The sequence below is a fragment of the Achromobacter sp. ACM04 genome, from assembly GCF_014851465.1.
GTDB classification, from domain to species: Bacteria; Pseudomonadota; Gammaproteobacteria; order Burkholderiales; family Burkholderiaceae_B; genus Achromobacter; species Achromobacter aegrifaciens.
On sequence record NZ_JACUZS010000004.1, the window covers coordinates 325,332 to 348,874 of the forward strand.

Below are 23,543 nucleotides of genomic sequence, written 5' to 3' on the forward strand. Positions count from 1 at the left end.
CTGTTGGCGCGCAGCACGCCGTAGTTCGCGCCGGCCAGGCCGCCATAGGTATGCTGAAGGGAGTTCACGAAATTCACCTTGCCGCTCGCGCTGGAATAGGAGATTTCGCCCTGGTTCAACCCAGCAATGCCCCCCAGCAGGGCGCGGCTCGCGCCACCCACTTCGCCCGAGGAAGAGGACTGCCGGACCTCTCCCATGTCGCCGTTCTCTCCCACCACGCCACCGGCACGGCTGTTGACGCCGCCGTAGACATTGCCATTGGCCATCGCCGAAACGATCAGGCCCTGATTGGCGCCGACCAGCCCCCCGACCGCACTGCCCTGCCCCGCTGTCACGTTGCCGCTGGCGTTGACCGTGCCCAGCGTGCCGGTGTTGTAGCCGACCAGTCCCCCGCTGTACCCATAGTGTCCGCCAGCAACCTTGCCGCGGGCGACCGAGGCTTCTATCGTGCCGCTGTTATAGCCGGCCAGACCGCCCGCCCGGCCTCCATTCCGGTTGTAGCCGGCCTTGACCTCGCCACCCGCCTCCGCCGTATCGATGCGTCCATCGTTGGCGCCGACCAGGCCGCCCACATTGACACCATAGGCGGCCGTCACATCGCCTGCGGCCTTGACGTCCAGCAGCAAGCCGCCGGCGCTGTTGCGCCCTGCGAGGCCGCCGGTGGAGCCGCCGCCCTCGGCACTGACGCCACCTTCGGCGGCCGAGCCTGAAATGGCCCCGCTATTCAACCCCACCAGGCCGCCGGTGTATGCATCGCTGCCGTTCTGCACCCGTCCGGTCGCAAGCGAGCGTTCGATGTCGCCGCCCAGATTGCTGCCCACCAGCCCGCCCACATTGTGGCCAGCTCCCGTGGCCTGCGTGCTCGCATGACTGGAGGCATCCGCGATCAGGCCGCGGTTCACGCCAACCAGACCGCCCGTGCCGCCCAGCTCATCGCGCTGCATCGCTCCCGATACGACATTGCGCGAGACGCTGCGCGTAATGACGCCGCGGCTCGTCGCGGAATTCAGGTTTTCACCTGCCAGCCCGCCTATGGCGATCGTGTGCGAACCTGCATATACGCTGCCGGCGACGGTGGCGCGGTCGATACTGCCGCCGGCGTTGGTGCCCACCAGGCCGCCCACCACGTTACGGTGATACGAACTGCCCTTCACGTGCATCCCGGACGTGGACACGTTGACGATCTGGCCCGAGTTGCGGCCCACCAGCGCGCCCACCGACATGGATGCCGCGCCGGTGGCAGGCGCATTGACAGTCATCGACGCCAGGTTGACATTGCTGATGCTGCCGGACGAGGCGGCGAACAAGCCCACGTTGGGACCGGCGCCGCTGACCGAATAGCCGCTGAGCGTATTGCCCAGACCATCGAAGACGCCTGAAAAGATGCCCTGCGGACCGCCTATGGCCTGGATCGAGCCGCGTCCGCTCAGGTTGTTGCCCAGCACGTACAGGCCGCTCAGGTTGCGGTCGATGTCCTGCAGCTGGGCGAGGCTCTGGATCACCGCGTAACGCTGGCCATGGGCGCTGAAGGATGCGCCTGCGCCGGACAGCGTGATCATCGCCCCTTCGCCCAGAATATGGCCTCCGGGCGCCTGCAAGAACAAGGCGCCATTGATGCCGGTAATGGCAGTCTTGCCGTTAAGCGCGATTTCTCCGCCGGCGGACATGGCGATGGCGGCGTTCTGGCCGGTTGCGGCCAGGTCTGCGTTGACCGCGATATCACCCGCCGCAACCAAGCCGAGCGTGTTGCCGCTGTGCCACGCGATCGGGCCATTGAACGCGACGTCGCCCGCAGCGCCTTCCAGCACGATGTTGGTGGCCGCGAGATTGCTGGCGACGGTGTCCGCGTGCGCCGTGACGTTTGCCGCGGTGGCGTTTTCGCCCACCGTCACCCCTGCCGACGCGATGCGCCAGGTGCCGCTATCGCCGTTCAAGGCCCGCGTGTCGACCTCAGTGCCAAGCCGCACGGCCACCTGCTGCCCCCGCATCTCCACCTCGCCGCCGTTGCCTGGCGAGGCAAGCGCGCTGGCATTCAGCTTGCCCGCAGCCACCACCACGCCGGCGCCGCCGCCGTCCAACGTAATCTTGCCGCCTTGACCCTGCAGCGTCTTCGCTTCGATGATGCCCTGGCTGTTGACCACCGTGCGCAAGGCCGCTCCCGCGGCGCTGGCCGTCATCAGCACCTGCCCGCCGTCGGCGCTCAGCATGCCGCCATTCTCGGCCAGGGCGGACAGCGCGGCGCCATCCATCCGCAAATCGAGCAAGCCGTTGCCGTCGAAGTTCACAGTGAACTCTGCGCCGGCTGCCAGCGCGATCCGCCCCAGCCGCGCCTGGATCACACCCTGATTGCTGACCTTGGCGCCCAGCAGCGCGACGCTGCCGCGGTCGCGCGCGGCAATCACGCCCTGGTTCAATACGGAGGCCTCCGATGGCCCGGCGAAGCGATAGTTGCCCGCGTTGAAATCGGCGTCGGAAAGCTGCTTGGTCGACGCTACCAGTCCGCCCACGTTGACCTCCGCGCCCCTGCCGAAGACGATGCCGTTGGGGTTGACGAGGAAAACCTGGCCATTTGCGTCCATGCGTCCCAGGATCGAACTTGGCGACAGGCCGTTCACCCGGTTCAGCGCGATGGATCCGACGCCAGGCTGGTTGAAGGCGACACGTTCGTCGGCGCCGATACTGAAGCTGTTCCAATCGATGATCAGCTTTTGCGTGTGCTGATTGATCGACACCTTTTTCTGGTCCAGCGTGGTGTGGATATCGCCTATGCCATTGCCGGCTGCGATCGTCCCTCCCGTCGGTGCAGCATGCGCGCAAGACAGGCTCGCCAGTCCGATCAGGGCCAGCGCCGCAATGCGGCCGCGCCTGCCGCCGCCGCATTTTCCATGGCGGCGCGCCGACTCGCGCGCCACGCTCCAACTTTGTCTGGCCTCGTTCCATACCAATGCATATGTCTTGTTCATGATTGCCTCGCGAGAATGGCGCATCCGCCGCCACGGCAGACTGCGCCGGTTGAGAAAACTGCGCGCGTGATGCGCCTGCGTCAGAAGTAGCGCGACGCCTGGAACCACAAGCGGGGCTCGCGGTCCGCTTCCGTCGTGGGTAGCTGCCGGCCCATCGGCCAAGCGATGCTCAGGTTCACCTGATGGTTGGCGCCGTACTGCGTGATGCCGAATCCCGCCGCACTCAGGTCGTTGCGGTTGCCTTCGCGCGTCCAGCGCTGTTTGCTCAGGCGCACGCTGCCGCGGTCCGCAAAGGCGCTCGCCTGCCACCCGGGAGCCATTTGGTAGCGCAATTCGACGCCGGCCAGCCAGCCCTCGTCGCCGCTGGCCGCGCCCAGCGGATAGGCGCGTACGCCATAGGGTCCGCCCAGGCTGAATTTCTCGGAACTGTCCAGGTTCTTCGACGCCCATTGCGCGTCCAGCCGCGCATAAAGCTGCAGGTGGTCCCCAAGCTGCTGCAGTCGGCTGGCCGAAAGATTGGTCTTGGCGAACCAGCCTGCAGTGCGCACGGTCAGACGGTCCTCGCGCTCGGCTTGCGAATCGCCCAGGCGCAGTCGGCCGCGGCCATGCGACAGCTGCAAGATGGTCCTTCCGCCGCCGAGCCATCCGTCCTCGCTGCTGCCAGCCAGGGCCACGGTCCATAGCCCGATACGCTTGCTGCTGCTTACGTCGAAGAGATCCATGCTGTCGACCAGACGCTTGCGCTCGTGCTGCAATTGCAGGCGCAAGCTGGCGCGGCGCGTGCGCACCAAGGGCTGCTGGATGAACACGGTCGACACGTCGGCGCGGCCGTGCGCACCCAGGGGTTCGAAACGCCTGCCGAGTTCGTACCGCATGCTGGACATGCCAATGCCGACGCGCGTGGACCAGGAGCCAAGGGGAAGCTGATAGCCGGCGTTGTAGTAGCGCTGACCGCCATCGTTCCCCAACAGTCGCAGATTGAGCTGGTCGCCCAGGCGCAGGGGGTTGTTGACGCCGATGCTTCCGCTCAGCCGGTATTCGCCGGTGTAGTAGCCGCCGAAATTGTCCGCGTCCACGCTGCCGAAGACGAGCGGTCCCGCTTCGGCATCCACCAGCAGGCTGGTGGTGCCGGTTTCGACGCCGGGCCGCAGCGTTCCCTTCACCGCCACGCCGGGAAGCTCGCTGAGCAACAGCAGCGCGCGCTCCAGCTCACGGGCCTGCACTGCATCCCCCGGATGCAGGGCGGAGAGCGGCTGTTCCAGCACAGCATCGCGGATCCGCGAGCGGTTCCGCAGACCGATCTCGCCATAGCTGCCCTCCAGCACGGCGACGCGCAGGACGCCCGCATCGATGTCTTGCGGCGGCAGGTAGGCGCGAGCCAGCACATAACCCCGATCATGGTAGTAAGCGGTGACGCGATCAGCGGCCAGGCGCAAGTCCGGAAACGTCAGCGCCATGCCCGCCAGATCGGCCAGCAGCGCCCGCAGCGTCGCGTCGTCAACGGCGCGGTTGCCTTCGAAGCGGAACTCGAGCACCTTGACGGCGGGGCCTGTGGCCGCTTCGCCGGACGCGGCTGCGGGCGGCTGCGGTTCGGGCAATTGCACCTCCGGAGCCGTGCCACCCGGGGGCATGGCGGGCAAGACCGATTGCAGGTCGCGCATGGCGCGCCCCGCATCCGGGATCTGCGCCCGCGAGACGTCCGCACACAACGCCATGACCAGCCCGGCGGCCAGCGCAGCCATCCGGTGGCGCGCGTTCTCCCCTGTCATCTCCCGCCCCCTGCTCTCTGCCTTTTTTTCACAGGAAGCGTTTGCCCCCGGGCCGGCTGCCGCTCCTGCCAAGCCGGGCGATTCTCGTCCTGCCGGCAGAATACGGAGCGGACGGGAGTGGAACTGTGGGAAGACTACGAAATCGGAGTCGTACTACTACGATTCGGCAGTCGCCTGCCGCGGAGTTGGGGGTGGCGGCGGCTGCGACGAGCGCCGCACTTTAGTACTCCTCCTATTCTTTGGCGAGGACGCCGTCGGTAATATGGCGGCACGCGGCATCGCCACAGCAGCCGCGCACATACAGCGTTTCAAACGCCTGCTTGCGAAACTTGGCGGCAATCGCCATGGACGCACGGCAGTTCCGCAGCAGGCTCTGGATGAACGGGGAAAGAAACATGTCACACGGCCGCATCCGCGTCATCATTGCCGACGACCATCCCATCGTGTCCCTGGGCGTGAGCCACGAGCTCGCGCGAGATCCGGCCATCGAAGTGATCGGCTGCGCCAGGAACTCCACGGACCTGGTGGCCCTGCTTGAAACTCAACCGTGCGACGCGGTGGTCTCGGACTACGCGATGCCGGGCGGCAAGCACGGCGACGGGCTGGGGCTCATCGGATTTTTGCGGCGGCGCTTCCCGGCGCTGCGAGTGGCCGTGCTCACCATGGTCGAGCATCCCACGCTGCTGCGGGCGCTGCTGGCCGAAAAGAACCTGTGCATCCTCAGCAAGGCAGATTCAACGCGCCATATCGCCGAAGCGATACACGCGATGAGCCGCGGCCGGACCTACTATTCGCCGACGGTGAAGGACATGATCATCCGCGAATCCCTCTCGCCGCAACAGCCGCGGTTGACGCGGCGAGAGGCAGAGATCATCCGTCTGTTTTGCGCGGGCGCCACCATCACCGAGATATCGCGTATTTCCAGCCGCAGCGTGCAGACGGTCAGCTCACAGAAGCGCAGCGCGATGAGGAAGCTGGGCATCGAACGCGACGCGGACCTGGTCCGGTACGGCTGCGCCGCCCTGCCGATGGCCGATATGACGCCACCCGACGTGAAGGGCGAGAAAGCGGCCTGAGTCTCCGGCGGCACCAGTGCTTGCCCCTTGTTCATTGTCGACACGCTGGACGCGACCAGACCCGAGTGGCAGCCGCTTGATCCACGTCAAAACCGCTGGCAAGCCTTTGCGCCAAACGGGCCGGAATAATGTTCAAGTAGCTGCGCCCGCCCCCAGAAACCCGCAGCGCCCGCCTATCCGAGACGGCATGCCGGCGCCGCCTGACACCCATCCTCCCGCGCCTTGATTCGACTACGCCACCGCCTGAGCCCCTCGCGGCTCGACACCGTGACGCGCTTTCGCCGCTATCAGCGCTGGCAGAGCCTGGGCGGCGGCGTGCTGATCACGGTCGCGGTGCTGCTGACCTTCGCCCTGGAAGCCAAGACCACCGCCGAAAAATATCTGGAGTACGTGCGCCAATCGTTCGTGGCCGAACACGCCGTGCTCATGAAGGAAATCTATACGCGCGAGAACGCCTTCCGCATCAGCCTGGCAAGCGCGGAGCTGATGTGGCGGGAAGCGGCGCCCTTTGACGCGGCCCAGATCGCAAAGTACCGCAGCCGGGGCGAAGAACTGCTGGTGGAGGCCGACGAGGATTCCCGCTCTCAATGGATATTGGGTTCGGGCGGCGGCCGGGTGACGAACGCTGCGACAGGAAAGTTCTTCAATCTGGCCGAGCAGATCGGACGCGTTCCCTCAGGCGGGCCCGCGGCCCATGACAACTCGCTGGCCTCGTTCTTCTTTGGGGTCAATGGCAGCATCGCCGGCCTGGTCCCTGCCCCCGAAGCAGCGGTCCGCCAGAGGATCCTGGCGGACCGCGACCGCTACCTCGCCCTGCTGACCGGCGAAGTCAGCCGGCGCATGCTGATCGCGACCGATGCCGGCACCGACACATGGCGCTCCTTGCGCTGGATCCCTCCCGTCGCTAATCCGATCACGGGCAAGCAGGTCTTCCGCATCGGTGGAACCATACTGGACAAGGGCGTGCCGGTCGCCGTGCTGGTGACGGAGTATTCCCCCCTGCAACCCGGCGCCTCGCAGGCGGCAAACCGGCAGGCGGGCGACTTCGCCATCATGTCCGCCAGCGGCCAACTCATCGCTGCGTCGCCGGGCGGCGGTGTCGGCGACGCGCAGGAAACCGCTCCGGCCGCCGACCTCGCCGATATCCCTGCCGGAACGCGCCAGGAAAGAACGCGCTCTGGCCAGTTCTCGATTTCAGAAGGATTGGGCCCGACGGGCTGGGTGCTGGTCTTCACGCTGGACTGGAGCAGCATCGTCAATGCCATCAGCGCACAGCTGACCACGCCCGCGACCATGACCGCAACCACGCTGGCGTTGATATGGGCGCTGCTGCTCTACTTCGAGCTGCGCGTGGTCCGGCCCTTAATGAACCGTTCCAGGCTGGCGCTGGAGAGCGAGCATCTCAACCGCACGCTCATCGAGACGGCTCCCGTGGGCCTGGGTCTGATCGACGCTGCCAGCGGCAGTCCGCTGTTGCACAGCCCGGCCATGGAGAAGATGACCGCGCGCGTGGGCGTGGGAAAATTCAGCCTTTCGGCAGAGCTGGCCAATCGTTATCGGCGGCGCGCCGGCACGGCCGCAGGCAGGCGCGATACGGATGTGGTGGAGGAAGACCTCTCGTTCGTTGCCTGCGATGGCACTCCCGTCACCTTGTCGGTCAGCATGGCAGGCGCGCGCTACCGCGGATCTAACGTGGTCGTGGCTGCGTTCATCGACGTCACCGAAAAATATCAGCTGGCCCACCGCCTGCGTGAAGCCAAGGCCGCCGCGGACCGCGGCAATGCCGCCAAGTCGGCCTTCCTGGCGGCGATGAGCCATGAAATACGCACGCCGCTGCACGCCATCCTGGGACACCTTGAGCTGCTCTCGCGCTCGCGCCTGGCGCCAATCCAGCGCAATCATCTCGAAACCGTGCGGGTGTCGTCGGGACTGCTGCTGGCCACGATCAGCGACGTGCTGGACTTCTCCAAGATCGAGGCCGGCGAACTGAGCCTGGAGCAGACGGAGTTCGACCTGCTCGAAGTCGCCTCGCACGCCCTATCCATGTTCGCGCCCCAGGCCCAGGCCAAAGGACTGGCCTTGCTCGGCGATCTGGGCGTTGCGCTCAGGCAGCCCATGCGAGGGGATGCCACCCGACTTGGACAAGTGATCCACAACCTGCTCTCCAATGCCATCAAGTTCACCGACCACGGCAAGGTGGTGCTGCGTACCCGCACCGACGCGGCCCGCATCGCCGTCGAGGTGGAGGACACCGGCATGGGCATGACGGAAGAACAGACTCGGAGTGTCTTTCGCGCTTTCAGCCAGGCCGACGCGACCATAGGCCGGCGCTATGGCGGCACGGGCCTGGGGCTGACCCTGTGTTGCCGGTTGGTCGAGGCAATGGGCGGCTCCCTGTCCGTGCGCAGCGAACCTGGAAGCGGCAGCCTGTTCGCGTTCTCCTTGCCGCTGGGCATCGAAAACGCCGAGGCCGACAGGCCATGGTTCGCCGGCGAGCAGGTGTTGCTGCTGGCCGCGCGCGACAACTGCCGTCACAGCCTGGAAGCCGTCCTGCGAACCTGGGGACTGCGCGTCAACGCCCGCCGCCATCCATCCGAACTGGACGAGGACACGCTGGACGAAGCGACGGTCCTCATCATCTGGGGCGACAAGACGGACTGGCAGCCGGAGGACGAAGACAGGTTGCTGGACCAATCTTCATGGGTGATCGATTGCGGCATGCTCGGACCCGCCACGCCGCAGGACACGGGACGCAAGCTCAGCGTTTCGATGTACGGACTGCATGGCCTGGCCTCGGCCTTGCGGCATGTGCTGCAGGACGCGCCCCTGTCCACCGCGGCTCCCGCGCCTGCGCCGCGGCATTCGACCCGCTCGTTGCGGGTGCTGGTGGCCGAAGACAATGCCGCCAACCGCGGCCTGTTCGAAGAACAGTTCAAGCTGCTGGGCTGTGAAGTCGATCTGGCGGAGGGAGGTGCGCAGGCTGGCGCACTGCTGGCAGCGCACCGCTATGACGTGCTGGTCACCGATCTCGCGATGCCTGGCGTGGACGGCTACGCGCTGGCCCGACAGGCCCGATCCATGCGGCCGGACATGCCCGTCATCGCCGCCACGGCCTGCGTGACGAAACACGAGCGGCAGCGCTGCAATGAAGCCGGCATCGCGCGGGTGTTGACCAAGCCCCTGCCGCTGGCCGAACTCGAACACGCCTTGCTGGACGTATGCGGGCAAGCCGGCCGCGGCCCGCAACAAGCACCGGCTGCGGCCGATAACGGTCCGCAAGCCTTGACCGGTGGACGCGCCTTCCCCCCGGCGCTGCTGCGCACGCTGGAGCAATCTTGCGCGCAGTCCCTGGACACCATCAAACGCGCTGCCATCGACGAAGACAGCGGCAGCCTGCGCGGCGAACTGCACGCCTTGCGTGGCATGCTGGCCATTTTCCGCCTGCCCGCGCTGGCCGAACAGTGCGCTCAGCTCGATACCCGCCTGAACCAGCCAGGCGTGCGCGGGTCGGCGGACGCGGTGGCGCTCATCTGCGACGACGTGCTCGCCGCGGTGAAAAGCGCCCTGGCCAAGCCTGCTGGCCAGCCGACCACCGAACAGGCTTGACCGTCCGGTTTGCGCCGCAGGTTCAAGCGATACCCGATGCCGGCACGCGCGCCGGCAACTGGTCCGCAGGCCGGGTTGCGAGCATGGCGGCCAGTTCCCGCCGTTTCGCAGCATGACCCGGATCGTCGAAGAGATTGTCCATCTCGTCCGGATCTTCGGCCAGGCAATACATCTCGCCCGCGCCGCTGCCCAGTTCGACGGTCAGCTTCCAGTCGCGCGTGCGCACAGTGCGCAGCTTCAGCTCCACGCCGCAGCGCGATGCCGCCACGTCCCATTCGCTCAAGGCGAACTCGCGGGTGGCATCCCCGCCTTCCAGCAACGGACGCAAGCTGCGGCCGTGTTGCGGCCCCAGGGCCGATGCGCCGGCGTAGTCGCAGAAGGTCGCAGCAAGGTCCAGCGTGGAAACCGGGTCTTCCACCTTTCTCCCGGCCGCGATGCCGGGGCCGCTGGCCACCATGGCCACGCGCAGCAGGCCTTCATACGGCATGGGACCCTTGAGCATCAGTCCGTGGTCGCCCAGCCATTCGCCATGATCCGAGGTGAAGATGACGATGGTGTCCTGGTCCAGCCCGTATTCGCTCAGCGCCTTCATGATGCGCCCCACCTGATGGTCCACCAGCGAGATCATGCCGTAGTAGTTGGCGATGATCCGGCGCAGCGCCTCGTCTGATTGGGTCGGCATGCGCGAAAAATTCTGCCGTACCGCCTGCACTTCGGCATTGCCCATGGGCTTGCTTTCCATGCTGGCCCTGTGCCACCAGGGCCGGCGATCGTAGTCGGTGACGCGATGGCGCGGCAGATCGACCTCGTCGGGATGATGCAGGCGCGACCAGGGCTCGGGGCAATCGAAAGGGTGATGGGGATCGGGAAACGATGCCCACAGGCAGAACGGCTGATTGCGATGCTCGCGCAAATAATCGATGGTGCGATCGCCGATCCAGGCGGAGTTGTGCCAGGCCGCCGGCAAAGCGGAATGGAAGGTCTGCGGCGCGCCGCTGGCCGGGCCCAGGTCGGTCTCATACAGCTGGTTGCGCAGTTCGCCCAACCCGTCGCCGTAGTGCCAGCGCGAATGATTCAGGCCGCCGGGCAAAGGCGTGGGCAGCCAATAGTTGTGGCCTTCCACCACCAGCTCCACATGCTTGAAGCCCATGTAGGGCCCCGCCCAGCCCGGTCCCATGCCAGCCTCGCTGTACTGGCATTCGGGCCGTCCCGTGGCCTGGAAGGTGTGGTGCGTGGAGAAATGCGCCTTGCCGATGAAGCCCGTGTCGTAGCCGGCAGCGGCCAGGCTGCCGGCAAAGCCCGCCTCGCCGGTACGCAGGTCCAGGTCTATGCCGTTGTCGCAGACGCCATGCGTCAGCGGCAGCAGGCCGGTCAGCATGGAGGCGCGCGAAGGCTGGCAGACGACGTTGGGCGTGATGCAGGCCGCGAAATGCGTGCCAGTGCGCGCCAGCAGATCAATGTGCGGCGTCTTGACCCGGCGTCCCGCAAAGCCCAGGCAGTCGCCGCGATGCTGGTCGGTCGTGATGAGAAGAATGTTGGGGCGTTTCATTGCTGCTTGCTGGTGGCGGTCTTGATGTCGGAAAGCACGGGCGCGAGCACACGGATGTCATGGGCGATGCGTTCGCTCAAGCCCAGCCCGTCCTGGTCGCCCACGATCATGCCCTGGGCCTGCATCTTGTCCCGGACCTCGGGACTCTTCAGGACAGCGGCGACGGCGCGCTGCAAATCGGCCAGCACCGGAGCGGGCGTCTGCGCCGGCGCGAACAGGCCGAACCAGCTGTAGAACGTGAAGTCCTTCACTGCGTCCTTCACCATCGGCAGGTCGGGCGCGCCCGCGATGGGCGCGGCTCCCGCGTTGGCCAGCCCCTGCACCTTGCCGGCCTTGATCTGCGGCACGGCCGTGCTGGCGACGATGAACATCAGGTCGACCTGGCTGCCCATCACGCCGACAAAGCCCTGGGGCGCGGCCTTGTACGGCACGTGCTTGAGCGAGATGCCAGCGGCATGCTCGAACAACGCCATCGCCAGATGATGGGTGGAACCCGGACCGCCGCTGGCGTAGGTAATGGAGTCGGGCCGGGCGCGCGCCTGCTCCAGCAGTTCACGCAAGGACTTGAACGGCGCCGTGGGCGCCGCCACCAACACGTACTGCAGGGTCGCCAGCGTCGCGACGGGCGCGAAGTCCTCGGCACGATACGGCACGTCCTGCATCAGGTAAGGCACCGCCGTGAACGAGGCGTCCGGCCCCAGCAGCAGCGTGTAGCCGTCGGGCTTGGCGCGTGCCACCGCCTGGGAACCGATGACGCCGGCGCCACCGGCGCGGTTTTCCACGATGACCGGAACGTTCCATTGTTTGGACATTTCCGCAGCGACCAGACGCCCGACCACATCGGCCGCGCCGCCGGGCACCGAGGGCACGACCAGCGTGACGGGGCGGTCCGGATAAGCCGCGACGGCCGCCTGGGGAACGGCCAGAGGTACGGCCAGACTCAGGGCGGCCAGGGCGCCGCGCACAAGTTTCAGCATGATTGTCTCCATCCCGCGGCTCGCCTCATTCGCGGGCGGCTCGCTGGCAATCATCATCGGCCAGCCCATCATTCCAGTCCAATGATATATTTTTCACTTTCCATATCAGAGTTGATATGTAGAGATGAACCCTCCCGACACCGTCGCTCCCCTGCAGCAAGACTGGTATCTGCGTGGCCGGCTGCGCCTGCGCCACCTGCAACTCATGCTATTGCTGGACGAAGTCCACAACGTCGGCGTGGCGGCGCAACGCATGGCCACCACCCAGCCTGCGGTGTCGCGCATGCTCGCGGAACTGGAGGACATGCTGGGCGCCCGGCTGTTCGACCGGACCCCGAAGGGCACCTTCCCCACGCCCCATGGCGACTCCCTGATCCGTCACGCCCGCTGGGTGCTGGGTGACCTGGAACGCATGAGCGGCGAATGGTCCGCCGCGCCCGGCCTCGACGCGGAAACCATCCATGTCGGCGTCAACTCGGCGGCGGCGGCCTACCTGGTGCCGCGCGCGCTGCTGCGTTTCGAGCAACAGGCGGCCAATGTCAATGTGCTGGTGCGCGAGGGTTCACTGGAAGCGCTGATGCCAGACCTGCACACCCGCAAGCTGGACCTGCTGGTGGCGCGCATGGGCGCCGCCGTGCGCACGCCCGATACCCTGACGCAAGTGCTGTACGAAGAGCCGATGTGCGTATGCGCGCGCAGCGGACATCCGCTGGCGGACGTGGCCCAGGTCTCCTGGGCGCAACTGGCGGCCTATCCGTGGATCATGCCGCCGCGCGGCAGCCCGGCGCGCATCGGCCTGGACATGCTGCTGCAGCGTCACGGCCAGTACCCGCCGTCGCGCATCGAATCGGCCTCGGCCCTGAACAATATGATGCTGATGGCCAATAGCGACCTGCTGTCGCTGCTGCCCCGTTGCGTCGCACGCCACCCGGCCGGCAGCGGCGGCGTTGCCGTTCTGGATATCGAGCTGCCTCCCGTATTCGGCCCGCTGGGCATCGTGCGGCACCACAGCCTGGATTTGTCGCCGCGGATGCGGGATTTGATCGAGTGCCTGCGGGCCGAGGCGGCTGACGCGGCGGCGCCACGCTGAACACCTGCGGGACGCGTCGCGCGCGTCCCGCATGACGCGCTAGCTCGCGCGGCGCGCGGTCAGCCATTGCGCGGGCTTGAGCGCCTTATCCACGATGCGTATCTCGCCGATGCTGCCGAAGAAGCCGTCGGCGCGTTCGCCGTCCCACGAACCCGCTCCGATCACCCAGGGCATGTCGGCGGCCAGCGTCGCCAGGCCCGGCGCATTGCTGACGTTGCGCAATACCGGCGCGCCCTCGATGTACAGAATGGTCTCGTGCGTGTCGGCGTCGTTGACCACCGCGACGTGGAACCATTTGTCCGCGATGATCTCGCCCGACCAGTTGGTCTTGCCGCCGCGCTCACCCGCCACGACCGGCACGATTTCCCACTGGATCTCGCGCAAGCTGGACACGGCGAAGATCAAGGGCGGGGATTCCGGGTCGCCGCCATTGAACCCGGCCAGATCGCCGCGCTTGCCGTCGCGCGTCATCACGTTCATCCAGGCGTGCTTCTGCGCGCTCCAGTCCCGGTCGATCTTCAGGAACGCCTCGACCGTGTAGCCGTTGGGCATCGTGGCGCCGTTGATCGCCGCAGTGGCTTCGGTGGTGAAGTAACTCATGCGCGCGGTGTTCTTATCGGTGTTCAGGAACCGCACTGAACCGGGCGCGGCGGACAGGTAATGGTGATCGTCCGACCACAGCAGGTCGCCTTCCTGCGCGCCCGCCACGCCGTCTATGTTGAGCGCCGCGCGGCGGATCGGATTCAGGCCGGTCAGATCCGCGACGGTCTCGCCCACCTTGACGGACAGGCCGGCCTGCCCGCCGAAGAAGCGCCAGTGCGCCAGCGTCCCCGCCACCAGCGGGTAGTCGTTGACGTCCGCGGCCGGCTTCTGTTCGACGGTCGTGGGATCCGTGTAGTTGGCCAGGATCAGCGCCGAAGCCTGTTCCACCAGCGAGGTATGCGAGGGCGCCGCCGCCTTGAACGTCTTGTTGAAGCCGGAGAAGCGGCTGGCGAAGTCCATCTTGATGGTGAATTGCTCGTTGGGCGCGGTCAGCACCGCCTGATCAAATGCGTTGAGCGTATCCTTGGGCTTCTGCGGCACCCAGGGCGAGAAAGACAGCACGCGGATCTCGTTGTTGCCCAGATCGAATTCGTACAGACGCATCAGGCCGTTGCCGCCCTGGTAGGCCATCTGGTAATCCACCACCATCTCCTCCACCGCGTTGCCATAGGCATTGGTCTTGGTCAGGCGGGTGGCGCCGTGGTAGTGGCCGTTGAGCGTCATGAAGATCTGATCGTTGTCGCGGATCAGCTTGTCCCACAGCATCTTGCCGTAGGGCACTTCCAGTGGGCTGACGCCATCCTTGTCGATGTTCAGCAGCTGGTGGTTGATCAGAATGGCGGGCAGCGTGGGATTGGCGCGCAGCACCTGGTTGGCCCAGGCCAGCGCGTCATTCGATGCGCGCCAGGACAGCGACAGCACCAGGAACTTCTGCCCTTCGGCCTCGAACACGTGGTACTCGTGAAAGCCGCTGGCATCGCGGCCGCCGAAGGTGGCCTGCTGCTTGGCGCGCGTGACGCTGAAATGCTGCAGGTAGGGTTCCTTGGCCAGGTCGCGCTGCGCGTCGGTATTGGCCGACTGGCTGCTCTCGTCGACATAGTCGCGGTCGACGATCACGTCGTGGTTGCCCGCCAGGATCGAGTACGGCACCTTGGCGTCTTCCAGCACCTTCATCGCGGCGCTGGCCACCTTCCACTGGTCGGGCTTGCCCTGCTGGTCAACCACGTCGCCCAGATGGACCAGGAAGGGAATGTTGAGCGCCTTGGCGTGCTCGGCCACCCAGCGCGTCTGCGCCTGGTAGGGCTCGCTGCCGTACTTGCGCATGAACTGCTGGTTCTCGGCATCGGTCGCGTAGCGAGAATAGAACTGCGTATCCGGCAGCACCGCCAGCGCAAAGCTCGACACCAGGGCCGGCTGAGGCTTGCCCGTGCCGCCATCGCCGTCATCATCATCGTCATCGTCGCCGCCGCCATTGCAGCCGCTGAGCAGGAAACTTCCGCCCATGGGCAACAGCGTCACGCCCAAGCCGGCGCGCAGCAGGCTGCGCCGCCGGTTGTCGGGCGCCTGCGGCAAGGCATCCGCCGCCTGCTCCACGATCTGCGTATCACCCTGGCCGTGCTTGCTGTCCTTCGTCATCTCTGCTGCCTGTTCGAAAAAGGCGGGAGTCTAGAGACGCGGAATGACGGCGGGATGACTGAATCCGACACGCAAATGCAAAAAAGCCGGCAACGCTTGCGCGATACCGGCTTTCAGCCAAAGGCGTCGGGAAACACCTTCATGAATTCGACCACATGAGTGGTCGGGGCGAGAGGATTCGAACCTCCGACTCCTGCGTCCCGAACGCAGTACTCTACCAGGCTGAGCTACGCCCCGAGTCTTACTACTACTACTACTGACTTCGCTGCGCTCAGTGCAACCAAATCATCTTTCGCTTTCACTATCAACCGCCACGTTTCAGGCCACCGGGCTTTCCCATCCGGGTTTTCCCAACACCTGGGTTGCCCCAGATTTTTCGCCTAATTCGCTTAGCGATCTCTGTTCACCGCGAAAGCGCAGAATTCTAACAGAGATTTCTGAAAAGGGGAAATGGGGTAAGCAGAAAGTGCTTTTCGGGCCAGATCCGCTTCGGCCACGGCGGCCTGGCGGGCGTGTTCCAGGGCATCGGTAGCCTGGATGGCGGCGGCCACGGCGGCGAAGTCGGCGTCGCCGGTCTTGATGGCGTCGCGGATCAATTGCTGCTGTTCCGGCGTGCCCACTTCCATCACGCGGATCAGCGGCAGCGTGGGCTTGCCCTCGCGCAGGTCGTCGCCCACGTTCTTGCCCAGGGCGGCGGCGTCGCCGCTGTAGTCCAGCACGTCATCCACCAACTGGAAGGCGGTGCCCACGTGGCGGCCATAGGCGGCCGCGGCGGCTTCCTGCTCGGGGGTGGCGCCCGCCAGCACGGCGCCCACCTGGGCGGCGGCCTCGAACAGCTTGGCGGTCTTGTAGCGCACCACTTGCAGATAGCGCTCCTGCGAGACGTCCGGATCATGCACGTTCAGCAGCTGCAGCACCTCGCCCTCGGCGATCACCGTGGTGGCTTCGGACAGGATGCTCATGACGCGCATCGAGTTCGCTTCCACCATCATCTCGAAGGAGCGCGAATACAGGTAGTCGCCCACCAGCACGCTGGCGGCGTTACCGAAGACCGCGTTGGCGGTTTCACGCCCGCGGCGCAGGTCGGATTCGTCGACCACGTCGTCGTGCAGCAGGGTCGCGGTGTGGATGAACTCAACCACGGCGGCCAGCAGCTGGTGGTGCGTGCCCTCGTAGCCCAGCGCGCGCGCCACCATCAGTACCATGGCCGGGCGCATGCGCTTGCCGCCCGCGCCTATGATGTAGTCGCCGATCGTGCGGATCAGGACCACCTCGGAATTCAGCCGCTCGCGGATGACCGCGTCGACGGCTTTCATATCGTCTGCAATGGGGGCAACAAGCTCGGGGAGATTCAAGACGTATCCGGGAGAGTGAAACGAGCCGCGGCGTGAACGCGCGCCGGCTCTTACCGCTGGGCCCGCCGCAGACGGCGGGAGGATTCGACCAAGGATTATACGGGGAGTGACGGACGCGAGCCGTCATCCTGGCGGAATCGCCGGCAGGGGTGGCGCCCCGGAGCGCGCCCCCGCCCGGCGCCGTCCTGCGGTGGATCAGGCGCCTTGCCGCGGCAGGCCGCGCGCGGCCAGGCTGGCGTAAAGTGCGCGCACCCCGAAGGTCCAGGGCTCGATCTCGGTGGCCAGACGCACTTCGTTGACCAGCGCGCCCAGGCGCTCGGACGCGATCACGACGCGGTCGCCCAGCTTGTGGGTGAAGCCGGTGCCCGGGCCCATGCGGTCCTGGGTGGGCGAGAACATGGTGCCCAGGAACAGCATGAAGCCGTCCGGGTACTGATGATGCTTGCCGCAAGCCTGGCGCGCCAGGTCCAGCGGATCGCGGCTGATCTCGCGCATGTGGCTCACGCCGTCCAGCACGAAGCCGTCCAGGCCCTCGATGCGCAAGGACACATCGGCCTGGCGCACGCTGTCCAGGCTGAAGTCCCCGTCGAACAGGCGAATGAAGGGACCGATGGCGCAAGAGCCGTTGTTGTCCTTGGCCTTGGTCAGCAACAAGGCGCTGCGGCCTTCGATGTCGCGCAGGTTGACGTCGTTGCCCAACGTGGCGCCGACGACCTCGCCGCGACTGTCCACCGCCAGCACGATCTCGGGTTCGGGATTGTTCCAGCGGGATTCGGGCAGCACGCCGATATGCGCACCCGTCCCCACCGACGCCATGGGCGGCGCCTTGGAGAAAATCTCGGCGTCCGGACCTATGCCCACCTCCAGGTATTGCGACCACTGGCCGCGCTCGGTCAGCTCGGCCTTCAGTTTGGCAGCTTCGGGCGAGCCCGGCCGCAGGCGGGACAAGTCCGAGCCGATCAGCGCCTGCATGCGGACGCGGATTTCCTCGGCGCGGCTGGCATCGCCGCCGGCCTCTTCCTCGATCATGCGTTCCAGCAGGCTGATGGCGAAGGTGACGCCCGCCGCCTTGACGGGCTGCAAGTCGCAAGGCGCCAGCAGGCGCAAGCCCTCCCGGCCTGCCAGGCTGGCTGCCATCAGGGCATGCACATCGCCCAGCGACTCGCCGGCGGCGCTGGCGGCGAGCGCCACGCGGTCGGGACGGTCCAGCAGGTCCGCCATGGTGGACGCGGCCGCCGTGATGTCGATCACCTCGCCGCGGCGCACCGCCACGACGCTGGGACCATGCCCCGGCCTCCACACCCGCCCCACCAGCAACGCCTGTTCCAGATCGACGGGCAGCGCCTTTGCTTGGTCCATGAGTCTCCTCGCCTTGTTCGAATGATGTGCGGGGCAGTCTAGGAGACTTCCATTATCATGTCCAACATCATGAATTTATGTCCAATATGTTGGACAAATAGAGCATGGCAACCGTACACGACGTCCCCGCCATCCGCCGCACGCACGACATCCTGCAAGTGCTGGCCAGCCGCAACACGCCGGTCAAGGCATCCGAGCTGGCTGAATCCTGCCAGCTCGCCCGCAGCACCCTCTATCTGCTGCTGGATTGCCTGGAACAGCGCCGCTGGATCGAGCGCCGTGATGGCGGCTACGTCATCGGCATCGAACTGATGGCGCTGGGCCATGCCTATCTGCGCCAGGACGGACTGCAGGCGGCGTTCCAGGCGGCCGCGGGCGCTTTCGTGGCGCGGCACAACGAAGTGGTGCAATTGGCGACGCTGGATGGCTTCGACGTGGTCTACCTGGCCCGCGAAGACGCGCGCCGCCCGGTGCGACTGGTGTCGGACCTGGGCCTGCGCCTGCCGGCGCACGCCTGCGCGCTGGGCAAGGCGTTGCTGGCCAGCCTGCCGCCCGAAGACCTGGCCGCCCGCGTGCCGGATGCGCTGCCGCGCGTCACCGAGCGCAGCCTCGCCACCCGCGCCGCGCTCGATCAGGAACTGGCCCAAGTGCGCAGCACAGGCCTCGCGCAGGATCTGGAGGAAGTGGCGACAGGCCTGGTCTGCTATGCCACCTACGTGGGCATGACGCCGCAGGGCAAGCGGGTGGCCGTCAGCACGTCGATCCCCACCGACCGGCTGGACGAGACGCACCGCCATGACGTCATTGCGGGCATCCGCCTCGTGGCGCGGGACATCGCCCTGCGGGTGATCCCCGGCGCTTGAAGCGCGCATGCGACACCTAAGCCCTTAGCCTGCAACGGCTTTTTGACTTTCTGAAAGTCCCGGGCTAATATTCCGGATTCGGTCAGCAATGCCCGAATTACGTCGGTTGCATTTGCGTCACCCCTCTGGGTGCCAAGGAAGGTTCTACTTTCCCAGGCATCAAGGCCTTTCCCTCTCTTGCCAGGCTCTGGCGCCAGGAGAAGAAAGCGCCCGCCAGAGCGGCAATCCCGCCCAGCAGGGCAGGCAGCGCGGATGAACCCATTTACCTATTTAAGGAATCCCCCATGTACGCGGTCGTAAAAACCGGTGGCAAGCAGTATCGCGTTGCCGCTGGCGAAAAACTCAAGATAGAACAGATACCGGCAGACATTGGGCAAGAAATCACCCTGGACCAAGTGCTGTCCGTGGGCGAAGGCGACCAACTGAAAGTTGGCACGCCCCTCGTCTCCGGCGCCGTGGTCAAGGCAACGGTTCTTGCGCAAGGCCGCCACGACAAGGTCAAGATCTTCAAGATGCGCCGTCGCAAGCACTACCAGAAGCGTCAGGGCCACCGTCAGAACTACACCGAAATCCGCATCGAAGCCATCACGGCTTAAGAAGCGACTCGGTACCACTTAGCAGGAGCTAAACATGGCACAGAAAAAGGGCGGCGGCTCTACGCGGAACGGACGCGACTCAGAATCGAAGCGTCTGGGCGTCAAGGCATTCGGCGGCGAATTGATTCCCGCTGGTTCGATCATCGTGCGTCAGCGCGGCACGCGCTTCCACGCTGGCGTGAACGTCGGCATGGGCAAGGATCACACCCTGTTCGCGCTGATCGACGGCAAGGTTCAATTCGGCTTCAAGGGCGCGTTGAACAAGCAGACCGTTTCGATCGTCGCTGCCGAGTAATCGGACCAGCACGGTCAGCAACGCGGTTCGCCGCGTTCCAGAACGGCAAAAGCCCTGTCGCATGCGGCAGGGCTTTTTTGTTTTAAGCTTTTCCAGATTTCGGGCAGCAGCCGGACGGTTCCGGCCCCTGCCTCCCGGCGGCGCCGAATGACGGCCCCGCCCCACTCCTTACCACTACACGCGCGGACATCATGAAATTCGTAGACGAAGCCACCATCGAAGTCGTCGCCGGCAAAGGCGGCAATGGCGTGGCGAGCTTTCGCCGCGAAAAATTCATTCCCAGAGGCGGCCCGGACGGCGGCGACGGCGGACGCGGCGGCACCATCTACGCCGTGGCAGACCGCAACATCAACACGCTGATCGACTACCGCTATGCGCGCCTGCACCGCGCCAAGAACGGCGAAAACGGCCGCGGCTCGGACCAGTACGGCGCGGCCGCTCCGGACATCACGCTGCGCGTGCCGGTGGGCACCATCATCCATGACGCCGACACCGGCGAAATCCTGTTCGACCTCAACCAGCACGACCAGAAGGTGGTGCTGGCCGCAGGCGGCCAGGGCGGCATGGGCAATATCCATTTCAAGTCGAGCGTGAACCGCGCGCCCCGCCAGTGGACGCCCGGCAAGGAAGGCGAACACCGCTACCTGCGCATGGAACTGAAGGTGCTGGCGGACGTGGGCCTCCTGGGCCTGCCCAACGCCGGCAAGTCCACGCTGATCACGCGCATCTCCAATGCCAAGCCGAAGATCGCGGACTACCCCTTCACCACGCTGCACCCCAACCTGGGCGTGGTGCGCACCTCGCCGTCGCGCAGCTTCGTCGTGGCCGACATTCCCGGCCTGATCGAAGGAGCCTCCGAAGGCGCCGGCCTGGGCCACCTGTTCCTGCGCCACCTGGCGCGCACCCGCGTGCTGCTGCATCTGGTGGACGTCTCCACGCCCGACCCGGACGCGGATCCGGTCGAGCAGGCCGTGGTCGACGCGCGCGCCATCGTCGAGGAACTGCGCCGCTACGATCCGGAACTGGCCGCCAAGCCGCGCTGGCTGGTCCTGAACAAGCTGGACATGGTGCCCGATCCCGAGGACACCAAGCGCCGCTTCCTTGAACTCTACGACTGGAAGAGCCCGGTGTTCGGCATTTCCGGCCTGTCGGGCGAAGGCACGCAAGACCTGATCTATGCGCTGCAGGACTACCTGGACGCCGAACGCGAAAAGGAACACCTGTCGCAAGACCAGGCCGAAGAGAACTATGTCGCGCCGGACCCGCGCTTCGACGACAAGCGCTCGACCGCCGACCAGCGCCCCGCGCCGCGCGGCGACGACGAATAAGCCATAATCGCAGTCCTTACGATTACGCCTTTTTCTCGCCGCAGCCGGCCGCCATCATGTCTGCTGAAACACCCGCCGTTTCCGTCGTCACCAACGCCCAGCGTCTCGTCGCCAAAGTCGGCTCGTCGCTGGTCACCAACGAAGGCCGAGGCCTGGACCGCGCCGCCGTGGCGCACTGGGCCGCGCAGATCGCCGCCCTGCACAAGCAGGGCAAGCAGATCGTGCTGGTCTCCAGCGGCGCCATCGCCGAAGGCATGGCGCGCCTGGGCTGGCGCAAACGCCCGTCGGTCATGCACGAACTGCAGGCGGCCGCGGCCGTGGGCCAGATGGGCCTGTGCCAGGCCTACGAAGCGGCCTTCGCCGAATACGGCCTGCGCACCGCGCAAATCCTGCTGACGCACGAAGACCTGGCCGACCGCCACCGCTACCTGAACGCGCGCAGCACGCTGTTCGCGCTGCTGCGCCTGGGCGTGGTGCCGATCGTGAACGAAAACGACACGGTCGTCACCGACGAAATCCGGCTGGGCGACAACGACACCCTGGGCGCGCTGGTCACCAATCTGATCGAAGCCGACACGCTGATCATCCTGACCGATCAACGCGGCCTGTACGACTCCGATCCGCGCAAGAATCCCGACGCCAAGTTCATGTCGCATGCCCAGGCAGGCGACCCCGCGCTGGAAGCCATGGCCGGCGGCGCGGGCAGCGGCATCGGCACCGGCGGCATGCTGACCAAGGTGCTGGCGGCCAAGCGCGCGGCGCATAGCGGCGCGCATACCGTCATCGCATCGGGCCGCGAGCGCAATGTGCTTACGCGCCTGGCCCAAGGCGAGTGCATCGGCAGCGAATTGCGCGCCGTGCTGCCCGTGTGGTCCGCGCGCAAGCAATGGCTGGCCGATCACCTGCGCCTGCGCGGACGCGTGGTGCTGGATGACGGCGCCGTGCAGGCGCTGCTGCGCGAAGGAAAGAGCCTGCTGCCCATCGGCGTGACCGAGGTGGAAGGCGAGTTCGGCCGTGGCGACGTGGTCGCCTGCGTGGACGGCCAGGGCCGCGAATGCGCCCGTGGCCTGATCAACTATTCATCGGCCGACACCCGCCGCATCCTGCGACAGCCTTCGTCGCAGATCGCGCGCATCCTGGGCAGCATGACCGAACCCGAACTCATGCATCGGGATAACCTGGTAGTGCTCTGAGACCCTGCCCTCTTGCGGCGCCTTCGGGCAGCAGGATGTAGCCCCATCCCCGCACCGCAAGCACGGGCAAGTCGATATTGAGGCGGCGCGCCTTGCTGCGCAGCCGCGACAAGAGCACATCCACCCGCCGCGCCCCTTCCATGGACTTGCGCGTACCGGCAGGGAAAAAACATTCCCGGCGCAGGCAGTAGCCCGGCGCGCTCAACAAGCGGACAAAAAAAGCGCGCTCGGTGACCGTCAACGGCAGGAACTCGCCAGCCGGTCCCGCCAGTGCGCCCACGTGCGGGTCTAGTCGCCAAGGCAAGGCGGTGGACGGCGCGCGCCGATACAGATTGCGCAGCAGAGCATCCCATTCCAGCGCGTCCATGCCCGCAGGGGTACAGACGTCCGCCCCCGCATCCAGCGCAGCAATGCGATCCGACGCACTGGCATCCGCGGCCTGCCACAGCACCGCCGCAGCGGGCGCCGCCCGGCGCAGCAGGGCGATGAGGCCAGGCACGCCCTTAATACCTCCCAAAAGTACCAGGGCATCAGCACCCTGCGCCTGCAAGTGTTCCAATACGGCAGCGGACGAATCGAACACGCGGACCTGCCAACGCATCAGACGCAAAGCCTCGGCGAAATCCTCGCGCGCCGTTGCGTCGAGCCGTACGACGAAGACGCTGCCTCGTTGCTCCATGCGCTCACCTTTGATAAATATCACTTAAGTAATATTTATAACCACCAAAGCGCGTGACCAGCAAGCTTCAATCGCCGGTGTGAAAACATTCTCAGACCGACTGAAGCATGCGCGCCTGCTGCGTGGCCACACGCAGAAAGACCTCGCTCGTCTTGCGCGCATTTCGCAAAGCGCCATCGGCAGCTACGAAAGCGGCCTGCGGCACTCAAGCCGCTCGGCCCGCAAGCTGGCGCAGGTCTTGAAGGTCGAGGTCGAATGGCTGGAAACCGGCAAGGGCCCGCTGGAACTTCCCGTGGAAGGCTACGACCTCAGCAACACGCTGCCCGCGCCTGGCGTGGCCGAACCCGTGCCGCGTCCCGGCGGCCGGCCGCGTCCGATGGCGCCCTGGCCCTTCCCCAACATTTCGCCTTCGCAGTTCGAATCGCTCACGGCCGACGACCGCCTGATCCTTGAATCGATCACGCAGGCCTACATCGAAAAAACCATCCTCGTCCGTCGCGGCGCCAAGACGCGCGGCCGCAAGCTGGGCTGATCGCAAACTATCTTTGCCGGCCTCGCGCAAGCGCGCGCCCGCCAAGCGCATCCCAGTGACAGATATCGCGCAGTAGCTCCCCTGCCTCCCGGTAAAGCACGTACAGTCGTCGGCGATTTTCCGCGCCGCGCGCTT

General features: G+C 66.2%; 17 protein-coding genes, 1 tRNA gene and 1 pseudogene. 9 read left to right on the forward strand and 10 right to left on the reverse strand.

The genetic code is table 11. The annotated features are described in order from the left end of the window. Positions 1-776 precede the first annotated feature (776 nt). The 3 genes and pseudogenes from IB259_RS23415 to IB259_RS23425 form a co-directional block, all read right to left on the reverse strand. A pseudogene (locus IB259_RS23415) lies at positions 777-2,987 on the reverse strand (filamentous hemagglutinin N-terminal domain-containing protein); the annotation flags it as partial. Between the two features lie 56 nt (positions 2,988-3,043). Continuing rightward, positions 3,044-4,732: a ShlB/FhaC/HecB family hemolysin secretion/activation protein gene (locus IB259_RS23420; RefSeq protein ID WP_192330224.1), complete on the reverse strand. Its 1,689-nt coding sequence runs from the start codon at positions 4,730-4,732 to the stop codon at positions 3,044-3,046. Positions 4,733-4,964: 232 nt separating this feature from the next. Then, positions 4,965-5,129: a hypothetical protein gene (locus tag IB259_RS23425; protein WP_192330226.1), complete on the reverse strand. Its 165-nt coding sequence runs from the start codon at positions 5,127-5,129 to the stop codon at positions 4,965-4,967. Here IB259_RS23425 and IB259_RS23430 point away from each other — a divergent pair. Next, the gene (locus IB259_RS23430; protein ID WP_054457696.1) at positions 5,128-5,808 is read left to right on the forward strand and encodes a response regulator; all 681 of its coding nucleotides are present in this window, start codon (positions 5,128-5,130) and stop codon (positions 5,806-5,808) included. The genes IB259_RS23425 and IB259_RS23430 overlap by 2 nt on opposite strands. A 222-nt stretch (positions 5,809-6,030) precedes the next feature. Beyond that, complete coding sequence (locus IB259_RS23435) at positions 6,031-9,414, forward strand: ATP-binding protein (protein WP_192330228.1); 3,384 nt, start codon at positions 6,031-6,033, stop codon at positions 9,412-9,414. A 22-nt stretch (positions 9,415-9,436) separates the two neighbouring features. On the opposite strand, the gene IB259_RS23440 is transcribed toward IB259_RS23435, so the two are convergent. Together IB259_RS23440 and IB259_RS23445 are read right to left on the reverse strand one after the other, a co-directional pair. Continuing rightward, a complete protein-coding gene (locus IB259_RS23440; protein WP_054457698.1) occupies positions 9,437-10,963 on the reverse strand; it encodes a sulfatase-like hydrolase/transferase in 1,527 nt (508 codons plus the stop codon). Further along, the gene (locus IB259_RS23445; protein ID WP_192330230.1) at positions 10,960-11,940 is read right to left on the reverse strand and encodes a tripartite tricarboxylate transporter substrate binding protein; all 981 of its coding nucleotides are present in this window, start codon (positions 11,938-11,940) and stop codon (positions 10,960-10,962) included. The genes IB259_RS23440 and IB259_RS23445 overlap by 4 nt, the downstream gene beginning before the upstream one ends. A gap of 124 nt (positions 11,941-12,064) precedes the next feature. Here IB259_RS23445 and IB259_RS23450 point away from each other — a divergent pair, with 124 nt between their 5' ends. Continuing rightward, a complete protein-coding gene (locus tag IB259_RS23450) occupies positions 12,065-13,030 on the forward strand; it encodes a LysR family transcriptional regulator (RefSeq protein ID WP_192330232.1) in 966 nt (321 codons plus the stop codon). A 39-nt stretch (positions 13,031-13,069) separates the two neighbouring features. On the opposite strand, the gene IB259_RS23455 is transcribed toward IB259_RS23450, so the two are convergent. From IB259_RS23455 to IB259_RS23470, 4 genes are all read right to left on the reverse strand, one after another. Further along, positions 13,070-15,208, reverse strand: coding sequence for a LamG-like jellyroll fold domain-containing protein (locus IB259_RS23455; RefSeq protein WP_192330234.1), 2,139 nt, complete (start codon positions 15,206-15,208; stop codon positions 13,070-13,072). Between the two features lie 160 nt (positions 15,209-15,368). Next, positions 15,369-15,445: transfer RNA gene (locus tag IB259_RS23460), tRNA-Pro, on the reverse strand. A 152-nt stretch (positions 15,446-15,597) separates the two neighbouring features. After that, positions 15,598-16,563 (reverse strand): octaprenyl diphosphate synthase, encoded by a 966-nt coding sequence (ispB, locus tag IB259_RS23465; RefSeq protein ID WP_054457702.1) that lies wholly within the window; start codon positions 16,561-16,563, stop codon positions 15,598-15,600. 195 nt (positions 16,564-16,758) lie between these two features. Further along, entirely contained in the window at positions 16,759-17,922 is a 1,164-nt protein-coding gene (locus tag IB259_RS23470) for a fumarylacetoacetate hydrolase family protein (RefSeq protein ID WP_054457703.1), read from the reverse strand. Between the two features lie 104 nt (positions 17,923-18,026). Here IB259_RS23470 and IB259_RS23475 point away from each other — a divergent pair, with 104 nt between their 5' ends. The 5 genes from IB259_RS23475 to proB all read left to right on the forward strand — a co-directional run bounded on the left by IB259_RS23475 (position 18,027) and on the right by proB (position 22,197). Then, positions 18,027-18,785 carry an IclR family transcriptional regulator gene (locus tag IB259_RS23475; protein WP_192330236.1) on the forward strand — a complete coding sequence of 253 codons (759 nt, stop codon included), beginning with the start codon at positions 18,027-18,029 and terminating at the stop codon, positions 18,783-18,785. 284 nt (positions 18,786-19,069) lie between these two features. Further along, on the forward strand, positions 19,070-19,381 hold the full coding sequence (gene rplU / locus IB259_RS23480) for a 50S ribosomal protein L21 (RefSeq protein WP_006216228.1): 312 nt from the start codon (positions 19,070-19,072) through the stop codon (positions 19,379-19,381). Positions 19,382-19,415: 34 nt separating this feature from the next. Next, positions 19,416-19,676, forward strand: a complete 261-nt coding sequence (gene rpmA, locus IB259_RS23485) for a 50S ribosomal protein L27 (RefSeq protein WP_006216229.1) — start codon at positions 19,416-19,418, stop codon at positions 19,674-19,676. A gap of 191 nt (positions 19,677-19,867) precedes the next feature. Continuing rightward, complete coding sequence (obgE, locus tag IB259_RS23490) at positions 19,868-21,004, forward strand: GTPase ObgE (RefSeq protein ID WP_192330238.1); 1,137 nt, start codon at positions 19,868-19,870, stop codon at positions 21,002-21,004. Positions 21,005-21,060: 56 nt separating this feature from the next. Continuing rightward, complete coding sequence (gene proB, locus IB259_RS23495; RefSeq protein WP_054457706.1) at positions 21,061-22,197, forward strand: glutamate 5-kinase; 1,137 nt, start codon at positions 21,061-21,063, stop codon at positions 22,195-22,197. Here proB and IB259_RS23500 read toward each other — a convergent pair. After that, complete coding sequence (locus IB259_RS23500) at positions 22,166-22,876, reverse strand: response regulator transcription factor (RefSeq protein WP_192330240.1); 711 nt, start codon at positions 22,874-22,876, stop codon at positions 22,166-22,168. The two genes, proB and IB259_RS23500, sit on opposite strands and share 32 nt — an antisense overlap. A gap of 79 nt (positions 22,877-22,955) precedes the next feature. On the opposite strand from IB259_RS23500, the gene IB259_RS23505 reads away from it, so the two are divergent. Continuing rightward, positions 22,956-23,408 carry a helix-turn-helix domain-containing protein gene (locus tag IB259_RS23505; protein WP_054457708.1) on the forward strand — a complete coding sequence of 151 codons (453 nt, stop codon included), beginning with the start codon at positions 22,956-22,958 and terminating at the stop codon, positions 23,406-23,408. The last annotated feature ends 135 nt before the right edge of the window (positions 23,409-23,543 follow it).

Bases quoted from the DNA above. Each gene is read 5' to 3' on its own strand.
- IB259_RS23445 (WP_192330230.1), bottom strand. From the start codon at position 11,940: ATGCTGAAACTTGTGCGCGGCGCCCTGGCCGCCCTGAGTCTGGCCGTA.
- IB259_RS23455 (WP_192330234.1), bottom strand. From the start codon at position 15,208: ATGACGAAGGACAGCAAGCACGGCCAGGGTGATACGCAGATCGTGGAG.
- IB259_RS23440 (WP_054457698.1), bottom strand. From the start codon at position 10,963: ATGAAACGCCCCAACATTCTTCTCATCACGACCGACCAGCATCGCGGC.
- IB259_RS23450 (WP_192330232.1), top strand. From the start codon at position 12,065: ATGAACCCTCCCGACACCGTCGCTCCCCTGCAGCAAGACTGGTATCTG.
- IB259_RS23425 (WP_192330226.1), bottom strand. From the start codon at position 5,129: ATGTTTCTTTCCCCGTTCATCCAGAGCCTGCTGCGGAACTGCCGTGCG.
- rplU (WP_006216228.1), top strand. From the start codon at position 19,070: ATGTACGCGGTCGTAAAAACCGGTGGCAAGCAGTATCGCGTTGCCGCT.
- rpmA (WP_006216229.1), top strand. From the start codon at position 19,416: ATGGCACAGAAAAAGGGCGGCGGCTCTACGCGGAACGGACGCGACTCA.
- proB (WP_054457706.1), top strand. From the start codon at position 21,061: ATGTCTGCTGAAACACCCGCCGTTTCCGTCGTCACCAACGCCCAGCGT.
- IB259_RS23430 (WP_054457696.1), top strand. From the start codon at position 5,128: ATGTCACACGGCCGCATCCGCGTCATCATTGCCGACGACCATCCCATC.
- IB259_RS23470 (WP_054457703.1), bottom strand. From the start codon at position 17,922: ATGGACCAAGCAAAGGCGCTGCCCGTCGATCTGGAACAGGCGTTGCTG.
- IB259_RS23500 (WP_192330240.1), bottom strand. From the start codon at position 22,876: ATGGAGCAACGAGGCAGCGTCTTCGTCGTACGGCTCGACGCAACGGCG.
- IB259_RS23475 (WP_192330236.1), top strand. From the start codon at position 18,027: ATGGCAACCGTACACGACGTCCCCGCCATCCGCCGCACGCACGACATC.
- IB259_RS23420 (WP_192330224.1), bottom strand. From the start codon at position 4,732: ATGACAGGGGAGAACGCGCGCCACCGGATGGCTGCGCTGGCCGCCGGG.
- obgE (WP_192330238.1), top strand. From the start codon at position 19,868: ATGAAATTCGTAGACGAAGCCACCATCGAAGTCGTCGCCGGCAAAGGC.